The following is a 14390-nucleotide window of genomic DNA, read 5'->3' as shown; positions in this document are numbered from 1 at the left end:
GATTGGCAAAAAAATAGCGGGAACGGAGGACGGATTAGCTGCCCAAAAAAATTACAGTTTGTTGGTTACAAATGTTCCCCATTCGATGTTAATTTTCCCGGGTTTGTAGGTTTTTGCTTTTTCAATGGCGAGTTTTGCAGCGTGTTCCACAATCCATTGGAAGTTCTCTTCCCCTACCGAGTTCCTGTCGGCATCCGGTGCCGGATTACAAAAATCTATGGCGTAAGGGATGCCGTCACGCACTGCAAATTCCACCGTATTGAAATCGTAGCCCAAAGCTTCATTCATTTTGATGGTGTAATCTGTAATGGTTTTTAGCAGTTTTTCCAGCTCTTTGCCTTCTGTTTGATGCGTGGTTGCATATCTGAGGTGATGCGGGTTTCTCGGCTCATAAGGCATAATGTGGACATACTTTCTGCCCAGGCAATAGACCCTGTAATAATCCTCGAACACAATTTCTTCCTGAACCATCATTACCAACTGCTCGGTTTCAGCGTGTTTCGCCCAAAGATCCTCAGGACTTTCCACACGGTAAACATTGCGCCAGCCGCCGCCATCGTGCGGTTTCATATAGGCAGGAAAACCGATGTAATTAAAAATATACTCCCAATCGTGCGGGAATTTTAGATTTCTGAACGATGTTTCCGAAGTATTGGTCGGTCTCTCATGCGATGGCAGCAAAACGGTTTTCGGTAACGGAATCCCGATTTTGGACATCAGCGCATTGTTGAAAAATTTTTCATCGGCACTCCACCAGAACGGGTTGTTGATGACGTAAGTGCCGTTGACTGCCGCATTTTTGAGATACGCCCTGTAGAAAGGCACATCCTGAGAAATCCTATCAATGATCACGGCGTAACCGTAATCTGCTCCCTGTTCCAGCTTGTCTATAGTGACTGGTTCTGCGATATATTCGCCTTTCCCGAGTTCGTTGACCCTATCGATAAAAGCCCAAGGAAAAGTATCTTCCATCCCGAATAAAATTCCAATTTTTTTTGCCATAATTTTTTGTTTTTAGATCGGAAAACGGATGTCCGAAATCCGAAGTTGTATGTTTGTCTTGTTAATGTAAATTTTAAGGCTACCCAAAAAATCTGCCGATATATTTAGGGAATTCCATTCGCCAAAGTGGCCAGTCGTGGCTGATCCATTTGGCTTCATCATACCAGTGATTAATTCCTTTTTCGGTAAGAATTCCTGCCATTTTTCTGGTTGGTCCCAGGCAGATATCGCCATCCGAAGTGCTCAGGACAATGTGCATATGTTTGTATCGCCAGGCTGCATCATTCTTCACAAATTCGTCCGGGCAATTGAAATAAATCAGCTGATCATCATATTCATCCATAAAATTTCTGATGGAAAAGGCTCCCGACAAGCAGAAAAGGTGGGAAACCAAATCTGGAAACCTGAACGCGAAATTGGCAGCGTGATAACCTCCAAAACTGGCTCCGGCAACAGCTACACGATGTGTGTTGTGCGTTCTTTGGATGTAAGGGATAAACTCCTGAACCAAAAATTGGACATACATTTCATAATTCCTGATTCTTTCATAAGGCGAAATCCCTTTGTCATAAAAACTGAATTTATCAATCGTCTGAACATTGAATAATTTCAAAATTCCATTGTTGGTGAATTGAGAGATGCTTCCGTTGAGATGGAAATCTGCATTCTGGGTATAAGAACCCTGCGAAGTCGGGAACATAATAATCGGATAACCGAAATGTCCTGTAACCTCCACGGGAAGGCTCATCCCAAGGATGTGTGAGTAATAATCTGTATGGGTAATCTGAGGCATAGAGTTTTTATAAGTGATAGATGATAATTGATAAATGATTTTTTTACGACCGTTGTCTGGTTGAGGCTTTCGAAGCGCCAGATTAACTGGTAGGTTTTTCTTTTGGTGGCAGGATGTTAAGAATCTGATCTGTGACAATCTGCGCGGCTTCATCCAGTCTCTGTTGTATTTTTTCGGGACTGTCAGATTGGTAAACGATGCTAATATGATAATCGATAGGCAGGAATTTTACCACCTCTTCACATTGCAAAGCGCCGGTGTCAGGATGCTGTTCTTTGGCCAAAGCGACAATCAGACCGCCGAAAAGATGAAGGGTTTCGGTGACGGTATAGTTCTCCGAATCCAAGAGTGCATTTTCCAGTTTTGCCCATTCCCGCCAGATATTGACACCGGTTGCGGCTTCCACCATATCGGGGATGTGCGCGCCACCCACTCGGGAAGAGGTTTCCAAAAAGTAATAGGTGCCGTCTGTTCCGCGGATATATTCGCTGTGTGTAGCACCGTTTTGAATCCCGAATTTTGACAATACTTCGCGGTTGATTTTCTCCAAACCTTGTGCTTCTTCCGAACTTTTGTCCAGCGTTTTGGTACGAAAAACACCGCCTTCGTGGGAGACCTTCATTGGTGGCGAAAGGTATTTTGAAAAGCAGGAAAACACGATTTCTTTATTATAAACCAAACAATCCACGTGATAAACGTCGCCAGGTTTGAAGGCTTCCAAAAGGAACTTGTAGCGCTCATCGCCAAGGTTTTCAACCGCCGGCCAAAGCTCTTCTACAGAATTGATTTTTTTGATTCCGTTTGCAGAAGCTTCGGAACGTGGTTTCAGAACCCAAGGCCCGGGAACTTCCTGCGTAAACCGATGCAGTTTTGCATCATTAAAAATCGAGGAAAACTGAGGGACAGAAATGCCGTTATCCTTGGCCTGCTGGCGCATGGCTAGTTTGTCGCGGAAATAGCGGTGCGTTGTCTGTCCCATCCCAGGGATGCGATACGTTTCGCGGATCATTGCGGCTTTTTCAACATCATAGTCATCCAAAGCAATGACAGCATCTATCTGATGGCTCTTCATCAGATAAGCAAATCCCTGAACGAGATGATCCAGGTTCCAAACCGATGGTTCCAGCTCCGGCATATAATAAATCTCGTCTATGGCGTGCCAAGGCCAAGGTTTTTCCTTGAGGTTTTCCGAAGTGATCAAAATGACTTTGTTCCCGAGTTTTTTACACTCGTCCATAAAGTCGTAACCTTTGTAATAGCAAGAGATGCAGACAATCGTTTTTTCCATATTTTATTTTTTTCGGAGGTCAGATGTCGGAAGCCCGAAGCCTGATGTTCTTATGATTAGTTTTATTTAATAGTTTTCAATTAAATCAAGTAATAGCTGAACGCCATAGCCTGTTGCCGCTTTGTCTTTGGCATAACCAACATTGCCAAATGCCACGCCTGCAATATCCAGATGCGCCCATTTTTGATGGCCTTCTATAAATTGTTCCAGAAACTTCCCAGCAATAATGCAATCCCCAAACGGCTTCATCGAGATGTTCTTAAAATCTGCCACATCCGAAGTGAAATCCTCTTTCCAAATGTCCCAAAGCGGAAGGTTCCAAAGTCGTTGATTGGTTTTATCAGCCGAGGTTTCCAGTTTCTTTTTCAAGTCATCATTGTTGGAAAAATAAGCACCACAAGTGTAACCAAACATCCTCACCGAACTTCCCGTCAATGTTGCCAAATCTATCAGAACATCGGTTTTATAATTTTTAGACAGGTAAGAAAGCCCGTCTGCGAGCGTCATTCTGCCTTCTGCATCGGTATTGAGGACTTCGATGTTTTTTCCGTTGTAAGCGGTTACCACATCACTTGGCAGATAAGCTTTTTCTGAAACGGCGTTGTCCGTGATGGGCAGGATGGCTATAATATTGACCGGAAGTTTAAGTTCCGCAGCCGTAATCAATGCGCCGATAACTGCGCTTGCGCCGCCCATATCACTTTTCATATAGTGCATATTGTCTGCTGATTTGATGGAGATGCCGCCTGTGTCAAACAATACGCATTTTCCCACCAATCCAAATGTTTTTGCGTTGTCTTTGCCGCAATTGTATTCCAGGATTGTGAATGCAGCTTCCTGAGAACTCCCCTGATTGACTGCTACAAATGCGCCCAAACCTTCTTTTATAGATTCTTCTCTATTGAAGACTTTATACTTTAAATCATATTTTTCTGCAGTGGATTTCAGAAATTCTGAGATTTGAGAAACCTTTTTGTGATTGGCTGGTTTGTTCAGCCATTCCATTCCCGCAAATTGTCCGTTGCAAAGAGCTTCTGTTTTTAAGGCTAAATGTTGCGTTTCTTCCTGAGAAATTGTTTCAAAATGAAGTTCAAAATTCTCCTGCCAAAAAGGATGCGATTTCTCGAATGGGTAGAGGTAAGTCCCCAGGTAAAGGCCTTTTACAAAATCTTCGGTTAAATCAAATCCTAATTTTGAAACAACTGTTGTAGCAACAGGCTGGATGTTCTTTTTGTAATCATTCGCAAATTTGTTAGCGATGTCCTGTATTTCAAATCCTTTTGCATCTTTCCCAATGCCTATAAAAAAACTGATGTCATCAGCAGTTGTGGTAATGAAAACTTCATTCTTTTTGCCATTGAAGAAAACGTCAATGTTTGGGTATTTGGCTTTTTCCTGCTGCCAATCTTCTTCGCTGAACAGGAAGATATTTTGTTTTGTTGTTTCTTTTTTATTGTAAATTTTTATCATAACCTTTTTAAGTTTTGGCTTTAGCCAAATACAAATTTTAATTTTTGCTTGGGCTAAAGCCTGAAGCTATTAATTTAAATTATCTTCTGATTCATTTTTGATTTTAACAGGGCTTTCCTTGCTGTCTATATAAAGCCATTCTACAGCTCTGGGGAATTCCTGCGACCAAAAAAATTCCTGATGTGTGCCTTTGTCATTGATATGTGTCCTGACTTCAAAATCAAATAAATTTTGTGTGGTCAGTTTTTTCAAAGACTTTTCAAATAACCTGATCCTGCCCACCATCCGGGATCCTTCCAGCCTACCGCCGTACAAATAAACCTTGATTTTGTAAGGGTTTGTAAAGCTAATCATTGGGAAATCATTTTCTGGTTCTACCCAAAGTGACGGCGAAAAAATCAACAGTTTGGAGTAAACTTCCGGGTAAAGAAATCCCCCATAAATACTGATTAAACCGCCCAAAGAGCTTCCCCCGATTCCTGTATTTTCCCGGTCTTTTTTGGTCCTGTAATGTTTGTCAATCCAGGGTTTTAATGTATCTGTTATAAACCTCAAATACTTTTTGCCTTCCGCATTTTTGGTGACATCCTCGTTATCAAATATATATTCCTTAATTCGGTCATCTTCGCCGTGTTCCACCGCAATTACAATCAGATCGCCACGGCCATATTCTGCCAGCAAAGCGAGTTTTTTATCAATTTCCCAGTTTCCAAATTCAGAACCTTCATTAAACAAATTCTGCGCATCCTGAAGATAAAGCACAGGGTATGATTTCTCAGATTCATAGTAATCATAGGGCAAAAGTGCCCATACGCGCCTGGTTTTATCCAACTGAGGAATATAAAAATCATCATCTACCAGTTCCACAATCGGGAAAAATTCTTTCTTAAATGGTCCCCAATTTAGTCTCCATTTCTCAACTCTATCCTGGGTTTTCTTCTTCTCTTTGTTGGTTTTTCTGTTGGGCGTGATGTTGTCGTATTGATCAATCTCGACATTTTCCCAGCCACCTTTTGTGAATTTATATTCGATATGATCTGCCAGTTTTTCATCAGGAATATGGATGTAATAATGCTTATGATCCAGCTGTTCCAGTTTGTATTTGGGATCTTTGGGATTCCACTGGTTAAAATTTCCTGTCAAATAAACCTCCCGGTCATCGTTATCTTCTGATGTCAGAAAAAACTCCATTCTCTTTTAAAATCTATAATGAAGTATAAATTTATAAAATTAATCTTATTATTAGCTGATTGTTGAATATTTTTATTTTTAAAATTAAGTTTATTAATTAAAATTAGTCTTAATGTGAAATTTGTTGAATTAAATAGAAATAATATTGTTGTGTTTCAATATAAAAAAAGCTCCCAAATTAATCGGGAGCCAAATGATCTTTGCTTGTAATGGTTTATTGGATAGAGTCTTTGTTAAACATCATAATATTATTGTGGGCAAAAGTGAAGGTGTCTTTTACCACCTGATTGTCTTTTTTCAAATCCTTTGAAAACAATAGAATATAATCCTTGTCTTTCACCTGTATTTTGGAGCCAACCGATTTGGCGTTGTAGAATTGATCCAACCTGTAGATAAAATATTTGCCGTTCTTCAATGTAATAATAATGGGAAAATATTGTGATGGCACGGCAGAAGTCCTGTTATAACTGTTGGAAACATTGGCCAGGTAATCCTCCTCGCCATCGTGGTTAAAATCACCAGACATCATCGTCATTACGTTATGTTTGCGTAGGTAATTTTCAAACCGGGTATCCCTTTTGCCATTTGGCTGGTAAAAAACCATCTCATCATTAATAGTTAATTTATTGGTAAAAGAATTTTTACTGATAACATTTTGAAGCGTTTTGAGATCCATATCGGTCCGTACGCACGAACATAAACTAAGTAAGAAGGCGATGAGTACAATATTTTTCATGCTGTAGAATTTGTAAAAGTTGATTGCTAAAACAATTGCAATACAAATTCTGAGCAAAAATCAGTCTTTCCAATTTTTTTCTATTAATTCCATGAGGAAATTCGGGCATTTTATAATTTTATTGGTGTCCGAAGTCAGAAAAAACAAAGTGGTGGAAGCTTGGGTAATCTTAGTGCCGGCTTGGTTATAGATTTCGTAATCAAACTCAATTTTGACACCTGGTATTTTTTTGATAAGGGTGTGGATTTCTAAAACTTCGTCATAAAAAGCGGGTTTCAGGTATTTGATTTTATATTCGGAAACGGGCAGGAAAACGCCTCGCTTTTCTATCTCGTCATAAGACATCCCAAGCTCCCGGAAAAGTTCAACCCTTGCCACTTCAAAATATTCTGCATAGTTGCCGTAATAGACATATTTCATTGGGTCGGTTTCTCCGTAACGCACTCGTAATGTGTGACTTGTGTGTATCATTTTTCGTTATTTTTAGGTCATACAAATATATTTTTAAATAATCAATAGTGAATTAATTTTTTTATAAAGATTAATAATTAGATATTTGTCTTCTTCTAAAAAAACTAAAATCTTACCGGTAATAGCAGCAGAAAAATGAATGAAAATTTAGTATTAATCTGGGATAGGTGTCTCCAATTTATGCGGGACAATCTAAACGCAGCGGAGGATAATACAGACCTCAAAAAGTTAGAAAACTCTTTTGACTTACTGTTTGATAAAGTTCAGCCAATCTCTTTGGTGAACAATAATCTCACGTTGCTTGTACCCAGTGATTTTTACAAAGAATATATAGAAGACAATTATTTGTCTTTGCTGTCTGCTGCGCTCAAAAAAAATATCGGGAAAGGGGTTAAGTTATGGTACTCTGTGATGGAGAATAAACCTGCGGGTAAAGAAAAACCAATTACGGTCAACGTAAAAGGCATCTCTACGCAGGCTCCTAAAATTCAGGAAGCACGACCTATCCCTAAAGAAAGCAATGTGAACCCTTTTGTGGTGCCGGGCATCAAAAAAGTCAATATTGATTCTAACCTGAAGGCAGATCAGTCATTTGACAATTTTGTAGAAGGCGAGAGCAATAAATTTGCTTACACTGTTGCAAAGAATATTGCCAAAAGACCAGGTTCTACGGCTTTTAACCCATTATTTGTTTATGGTGGTTATGGCGTTGGGAAAACGCACTTGGCTCAGGCTATTGGTTTGGAAGTCAAGGCGTCTTACCCTGAAAAAGTGGTACTGTATCAGTCTTCGGAAAAATTCATTCAGGATTTTGTGAAGGCCGCTAAATCCCAAAACAAGACCGATTTTCAGCATTATTATCAGATGATCGATGTTTTGATTATCGATGATATCCAGTTTTTGTCTGGGAAAGCTGCAACACAGGATAGTTTTTTCCATATTTTTGATTACTTGCACCAGAATGGCAAGCAGATTATCTTAACGTCTGATAAGGCGCCTGCAGATATTTTGGATACGCAGGAAAGAATTATTTCCCGTTTCAAATGGGGACTTTCTGCGGAAATCAAATCCCCGAATTTTGAAACCAGAAGAAAGATTATTGTTGATAAACTCAACCGCGACGGGATAGAATTGACTGATGATATGTTGGATTATTTGGCATCAGAAGTCAAAACCAATGGTGTGCGTGAGCTGATTGGCGTGGTGAATGCCGTGATTGCTTACTCAACGGTTTATAAGTCTGATTTTAGTCTGGATCTGTTAAAAGATACCATCAATAAACTGGCGACGACACAAAAGAAAACCATCAATATCCCGTACATTCAGGAGATTGTTTGCGATTATTTTGGGATCAAAAGAGAACAGTTGCTTTCCAAAACCAGAAAGCGTGAAATTGCGCTACCAAGACAATTGGCTATGTATTTTGCCAAAGAATACACGAATGCTACCTTTACTAAAATAGGTGAAGAAATGGGAGGGAAAGACCACTCTACGGTAATGTATGCCTGCGACACCATCCGCGATGTTTCAAAAATTGATAAGGAACTCAAGAAATACATCAAGGACCTTAAAGAAAAGATTGCTCAATAAAAAAAGGTGAATTTAATTTATTTTAAATTCACCTTTTTTTATTGTAGATTCCTGTATTTTAATTAGGATAGATCACATATTTCTGTCTTATTTTTTCAAATTGATCCAGGTCATTCTTCCAGCTTTCCTTGATCTCTTTTGCTGTTTTTCCGGCCACGATCTGCTTTCTCAAAACATCACTGCCGGCAAGTTTATCAAAAAACAAATTTTTTAAGAAGAAATCTTGTGCCGGATTTTTGTAATTTTTATAAGCCTTTAGAAGCCAGCCAAGGTCAATTTCCCTTAGGTTATAATCTTTTTTGCTGAGGTTTTCTCCATAGCATAATTTGCCGTTCAGGAAAGGATCTTTGGCACCTTCTGTTGGCTGAGGTGTGAATTGATACGGTAAATCCTTAGTCCATGGTGATCCATAAATTTGGAAAGGTAAACTTGTCCCACGTCCCACGGACACCTGTGTCCCTTCAAAGAAACATAAGCTGGGGTAGAGATTAATAGCATTGTCGTTAGGTAGGTTGGGCGAAGGTTTTCCGGAAACACCATACCGTTGTTTTTTATGATAATTCAGCATTGGGATAACGGTATATTTTGCGGTAGCACCGCTTTTCATCCATTTTTCACCGTTCACCATATTGCCATATTCGCCAATAGTAAGGCCATAAACAACCGGAACATTATGGAGGCCGATAAAGCTTTTCCATGCGTTTTTCATCACCGGGCCGTCGGTATACCCGTCATGGGGGTTTGGCCTGTCTAGTACGATCACTTCCACATGGTTTTCTGCCGCGGCTTCCATGATATATGATAAAGTAGAAATATACGTGTAAAACCTGACACCCACATCCTGAATATCAAACAATATCACATCCGCACCTTTAAGATATTCCGCTTTGGGTTTTTTGTTGTCGCCATACAGCGAAACAATGGGAAGGCCTGTTTTGCTGTCCTTGCCGCTTTTAACATGCTCGCCAGCATCAGCAATACCACGGAAACCATGTTCCGGAGCAAAAATGGATTTAATCTTAATATTATTTTCCACCAAAAAATCTACCAGATGTGTCTTGTTTTTCAGCAAGCTGGTTTGGTTGGCGGCTACAATTACATTTTTGTTTTTGAGAAGCGGCAAGTAAAGTTCTGGACGGTCAGCGGCAGCGGCAAAACAGTCTTTGCAAGAGGATTGGGACTTAATAAAAGTTAATGTACCAAAATAAATTAGCAGGATAAAAACTAAAGTTTTACTTTTGAGGTTTAAAATCATTGATTTGAATTTTCCGTTATATTTCTCGAAAAAAATAGCGTTTTCCAAAGATAACAAAAATAATCTCTCCAAAGTGATTGTCTACATCGGCAGGCTATCTGTGGCGCTGGGCATCATTGTTTCATTAATTACCATTTCTACAGGTCTAGGTTCCAAAAAGGCGATAGAGGATAGAATTTCCAACTTTAGCGGTGATATTTCTGTAAAGTCGACAAGGTCCAATTCTTCATATAATTCTTCCGTTTTGGATACCAAAGGTTTGGATGTAAAAGCGTTGAAATCTATTTCCGGTGTGGCAGGACTTCAGTCTTATGCTTCGGTCAGCGGGATTTTACGGACGGACAAAGATTTTGCGGGCGTTATCTTGAAGGGAGTAGGCAAGGATTTTGATAAAACGCGCTTTCAGCCTTTTATGATTGCAGGTTCTATCCCGGATTATAAGGAAGATGGATATAATAATGAGGTAATCCTATCTGAGAAGGTTGCCAATGATCTTTCCCTAAAAGCCAATGATAGTATTGTTGCTATTTTTTCTAAGGAAGACCAAAAACCGATATACAGAAAATTCCTGATTAAAGGGATCTACAAAACCGACATCAAGCTGGTTGACGACCTCTACATGATTGGCGATATCAACCACGTGAGAAAAGTGATGAACATGGGAGAGAAAGAAGTGGGAGGCCTGGATATTTTCTTGGATGATACCAGTCAAATCAATTCTGTTTTTCCTAAAATCGAAAAGTATATTGGTTACAAAAATTATGCGGAAAAGGTGACGGAGAAATATCCTCAGATACTAGATTGGGTTAACATTTTTAATCAAAATATATCACTGATTATTGCCATTATGCTAATTGTGGTGGTGATAAACATCATCATGGTGCTCCTTATCCTGATTATCGAGCGAACCAATTCCATAGGCCTTCTTAAGACCTTTGGTGCGTCTAATGCGCAGATCAGATCTATTTTTATCAATTACACGTTGCTGATTATGGTGCCTGGTCTTTTGGCCGGAAACATCATCGGTATCGGATTACTACTGATTCAAAAATACACGGGCATCATCAAGCTGGATCCTGAAAATTATTTCATCAGCACGGTTCCTGTAGAGCTTAATCCGTTGTACATTGTTGCGGTTTCTGTAGGTATTTTTATTGTTTCCGGTATTGCCATGATCTTGCCTAGCTATCTGATTAGCAGAATTTCTCCACTTAAAGCAATCAAGTACAGCTAACATATAAGTGCTAAACGATGATCGGTAGAGTATTTATTCCTCATCAATAATTAATGATAAAACGTTATGAAATATTATAATAATATAGTTGAAACCATAGGCAACACACCTTTGGTAAAACTAAACAGGGTATTAGGGGAGGATTTTCCGGCTTTGGTTTTGGCTAAAGTTGAAACGACTAATCCTGGAAATTCTGTAAAGGACCGAATGGCTCTTAAAATGATAGAGGATGCAGAAGCGGATGGTAGGCTGAAACCTGGCGGAACTATTATCGAAGGGACTTCTGGGAACACTGGGATGGGATTGGCGCTTGTAGCAATCCAGAAGGGTTATCAATGTATTTTTGTAACCAACTCCAAGCAGTCCAAAGAAAAATGCGATATTCTCCGTGCCGTGGGTGCCGAGGTGATCGTTTGTCCAACCGATGTGAAGCCAACCGACCCACGTTCGTATTATTCGGTTTCCAAAAGACTGGCCAATGAAACGCCTAATGGATGGTATGTGAACCAATATGATAACCTCTCTAACAGGCAGGCTCATTACGAGAGTACAGCACCAGAAATCTGGGAGCAAACCGATGGAAAACTAACCCATTTTGTAGCAGGAGCAGGGACAGGCGGTACAGTAACTGGTTGTGGGAAATTTTTTAAAGAGAAAAATCCCAATATCAAAATCATTGGTGTGGATACCTACGGATCTATCCTGAAAGAGTTTCATGAGACAGGCGAACTGCATTATGACCATGCCTATACTTATATTACCGAAGGTATTGGCGAAGACATTATCCCCGAAAATTATGATATGAGCGTGATCGATCATTTTGAGAAAGTCACTGATAAAGATGGAGCCATCTACGCTAGGCGGCTTGCGAAAGAGGAAGGAATTTTCTGTGGTTATTCCGCAGGAAGTGCCATCTCATCATTGGTTCAGATGAAGGACCAATTTACAAAAGATGACGTGATTGTTGTTTTGCTTCACGATCACGGTTCCCGTTATGTAGGGAAGATCTATAACGACGACTGGATGCGCGAACAAGGCTGGCTAGAGTGATTTTTTAACAATAAAATTAATAAAAACGCTTTCTATTAAGAAAGCGTTTTTATTTTTACTCAAAGATTTCATAATCCTCACCGTCAAAGCTTGCAAAAACCATCGTAGGATAGGAATCCTGATGAAATATATTCCCCTCGGAGTCTATGCCAATGGCACCTGCAAAACCATCAATGTCTTTAAGTTCTTCAAACGTCCTGTCAAAGGCATTTTCTATGGAAAGCCCATCCGTAACGCGGGTTACAATTTTTGCCGCCGTTGCATTGCTGACGATATCTTCACCTACACCTGTACAGCTTACTGCACAATATGGGTTGGCATAATTGCCTGCTACAGTTGCCGAATCTGAGATTCTTCCTGGGATTTCAAAGCCTTTTCCTCCTGTGGAGGTGGCCACAGCAAGCTTGCCGCTTTTGTCCAGTGCAACGGCGCCCACAGTCCCTTTGCCACCGCTTTTTAGTTTTTCCTCATACTCCTGCCTGCGCTGAGGTGTTTCTGTGGAAAAATTTGCGAATCCGTGCTGATTGGCGTATTGATTGGCGCCATTGCCGCCCAGGATGCGGTCGTCCTCGTTAATTAAAGACTGCGCTACAAAAATTGGGTTTTTAACATCCTGAATGTTGATTACACCACTCATCTTCTGGGTTTCTCCATTCATAATAGCGGCACTCATGCGGATAATGCCATCACTTTGGATTTGAGATCCGATGCCGGCATTATATAGCTCATCATTCTCCAAGAGGGAAACGGCGTAAGCAACTGTTTCGAATGCCGAATGATCCTTCAAAAATTCAAAAGATTTTTGGGTGATAGCTTTCAGTGATTCCTGTTTGGCTAATTTCACTTCGTGGCTTTGGCTGCTTTCTGAGAAAAATCCGCCATGGATGATTATTTTCATTAAGATGGAGTTTTAGTTTTTGTGGGGTTTTCGAGAACCTCAGACTGACATTCTTTAAGAGCCTCAGACAAAAATTCGTGTGTAACTGAGGATTCCTTATTCCTCAGAATTGACATGAGGGATAGGGTTGTATTGGGAATTAACAATTGTCATTTCCCTTGTTTTCAGGTCAAACGTGTCATTCATCGAGAGGACATCGACAATCATATTTTTGATAGAGATAGGTTGTCCCAACTCGATGTTGGTAAGGTTGGTATCCTTGATCTGAAGGCCATCCACAATAATCACAAGGCCGGAACCAATAGCCGTCATTTTATCATCATCAATAAAAAGCCCGGTGTCTTCTCCCAACCCTATACCTAAGGTTCTCGGGTTGTTCACCACTGCCTGAAATAGGCGGCCAATTCTGCCGCGTTGAACAAAATGCGTGTCAATAATTACATTTTCTATAAAGCCTAGTCCTTGTGTAGTTTTAATTTCGCCTTTCAGTAAAGCTTCAGAACTTGATCCCTGATAGATCATGTTCTCCGAAGCAGCTGCAGCCCCAGCGGAAGTGCCGGCATAAATAAAGTCTTCATTCTGGTATTTGGTAAGGATTGCATCATGAAATCTTGTTCCACCAAGAATAGAAGTGAGTCTAAGTTGGTCACCACCGGTAAACATCACGACGTCTGCGGCATTGATACGGGCTACGATAGCATCGCTATTGGCCTGCTCGCGGTTTTGGATATCAAGAATGTTACAGGTTTTAATCCCTAAGTATTCAAAAGCTTTTTTATATTCGGGACCTACAATATCAGGGATTTGTGAAGCTGTGGTAATGACTTCTATGACAGAGTTTTCCTGATGTTTGGACTCATCAATAATTTTTCTGAGGATACCTCTTTCAAAAAAGTTGAGGTTTTTTTCAACATTTTGGTCAAAACTGGTTTCTGTAAAGCTGCCTTTGTTTACAGCACCACCAATGATGACTAGTTTTCCTTTTGATTTCATGCTAACAAAAATAGCAAATCATAATATAATAAAACGTCTGAAATGGTAAAAATTACGTCTTTGATTATCAAATTTTGCTTTTTTTTAGTTTTCAAATAACTTATCAACTAATATAGATATAGGGATTCTACCGACTTGTAATCTTCACTTTTGCCTTATTCATGATTTTTTAAATTGGAGGCTGTTCCAAAGCATGTTCGCTGTTAGCACTGACAATGTATTATATTTTCAAACACTTTTGTCGATGATCTGATTCGGTTAAGTCAAATTAAAAAAGAATTATGATCCCATTTAAAAAATTAAGGAGGATAAAATTGTAAAAAATCTATAAAGGTCGGTAAGGCAGATCACCATCTCGATAGAGATAACATTATTTTTTAAGTTTTTTAAAAATTGTCGTAATTCTACTACAAAGAAAA

At 39.7% G+C, this 14390-nt stretch carries 13 protein-coding genes; 3 read left to right on the top strand and 10 right to left on the bottom strand.

The window, feature by feature from the left end:
• Positions 1-51 precede the first annotated feature (51 nt).
• The 7 genes from AC00Y6_RS11185 to AC00Y6_RS11155 all read right to left on the bottom strand — a co-directional run bounded on the left by AC00Y6_RS11185 (position 52) and on the right by AC00Y6_RS11155 (position 6951).
• Complete coding sequence (locus AC00Y6_RS11185) at positions 52-1002, bottom strand: ATP-grasp domain-containing protein (RefSeq protein ID WP_474490696.1); 951 nt, start codon at positions 1000-1002, stop codon at positions 52-54.
• Between the two features lie 79 nt (positions 1003-1081).
• Complete coding sequence (locus AC00Y6_RS11180) at positions 1082-1948, bottom strand: alpha/beta hydrolase-fold protein (protein WP_474490695.1); 867 nt, start codon at positions 1946-1948, stop codon at positions 1082-1084.
• Positions 1878-3083: an ATP-grasp domain-containing protein gene (locus AC00Y6_RS11175; RefSeq protein ID WP_474490694.1), complete on the bottom strand. Its 1206-nt coding sequence runs from the start codon at positions 3081-3083 to the stop codon at positions 1878-1880. Before AC00Y6_RS11175 ends, AC00Y6_RS11180 begins: the two co-directional genes overlap by 71 nt.
• A gap of 66 nt (positions 3084-3149) precedes the next feature.
• Positions 3150-4553, bottom strand: coding sequence for a leucyl aminopeptidase family protein (locus tag AC00Y6_RS11170; RefSeq protein ID WP_474490693.1), 1404 nt, complete (start codon positions 4551-4553; stop codon positions 3150-3152).
• 69 nt (positions 4554-4622) lie between these two features.
• On the bottom strand, positions 4623-5744 hold the full coding sequence (locus tag AC00Y6_RS11165; protein ID WP_474490692.1) for an alpha/beta hydrolase: 1122 nt from the start codon (positions 5742-5744) through the stop codon (positions 4623-4625).
• 214 nt (positions 5745-5958) lie between these two features.
• Complete coding sequence (locus AC00Y6_RS11160; protein WP_474490691.1) at positions 5959-6480, bottom strand: hypothetical protein; 522 nt, start codon at positions 6478-6480, stop codon at positions 5959-5961.
• A gap of 60 nt (positions 6481-6540) precedes the next feature.
• Complete coding sequence (locus AC00Y6_RS11155) at positions 6541-6951, bottom strand: acyl-CoA thioesterase (protein WP_474490690.1); 411 nt, start codon at positions 6949-6951, stop codon at positions 6541-6543.
• Between the two features lie 135 nt (positions 6952-7086).
• On the opposite strand from AC00Y6_RS11155, the gene dnaA reads away from it, so the two are divergent.
• Entirely contained in the window at positions 7087-8541 is a 1455-nt protein-coding gene (gene dnaA, locus AC00Y6_RS11150) for a chromosomal replication initiator protein DnaA (RefSeq protein WP_474490689.1), read from the top strand.
• 58 nt (positions 8542-8599) lie between these two features.
• Here dnaA and AC00Y6_RS11145 read toward each other — a convergent pair whose 3' ends face one another.
• A complete protein-coding gene (locus AC00Y6_RS11145; protein WP_474490688.1) occupies positions 8600-9796 on the bottom strand; it encodes an exo-beta-N-acetylmuramidase NamZ family protein in 1197 nt (398 codons plus the stop codon).
• Between the two features lie 4 nt (positions 9797-9800).
• On the opposite strand from AC00Y6_RS11145, the gene AC00Y6_RS11140 reads away from it, so the two are divergent.
• On the top strand, positions 9801-11030 hold the full coding sequence (locus tag AC00Y6_RS11140) for an ABC transporter permease (RefSeq protein WP_474490687.1): 1230 nt from the start codon (positions 9801-9803) through the stop codon (positions 11028-11030).
• A 66-nt stretch (positions 11031-11096) separates the two neighbouring features.
• Entirely contained in the window at positions 11097-12080 is a 984-nt protein-coding gene (locus AC00Y6_RS11135; RefSeq protein WP_474490686.1) for a PLP-dependent cysteine synthase family protein, read from the top strand.
• A gap of 55 nt (positions 12081-12135) precedes the next feature.
• On the opposite strand, the gene AC00Y6_RS11130 is transcribed toward AC00Y6_RS11135, so the two are convergent.
• On the bottom strand, positions 12136-12978 hold the full coding sequence (locus AC00Y6_RS11130) for an isoaspartyl peptidase/L-asparaginase (RefSeq protein ID WP_474490685.1): 843 nt from the start codon (positions 12976-12978) through the stop codon (positions 12136-12138).
• Positions 12979-13074: 96 nt separating this feature from the next.
• Positions 13075-13971, bottom strand: a complete 897-nt coding sequence (locus AC00Y6_RS11125) for a cyanophycinase (protein WP_474490684.1) — start codon at positions 13969-13971, stop codon at positions 13075-13077.
• Positions 13972-14390 lie beyond the last annotated feature (419 nt).

This window comes from Epilithonimonas sp., assembly GCF_056329745.1.
Note: the sequence above shows the minus strand (reverse complement) of the source record. Positions and strands in the feature narration are given on the sequence as shown.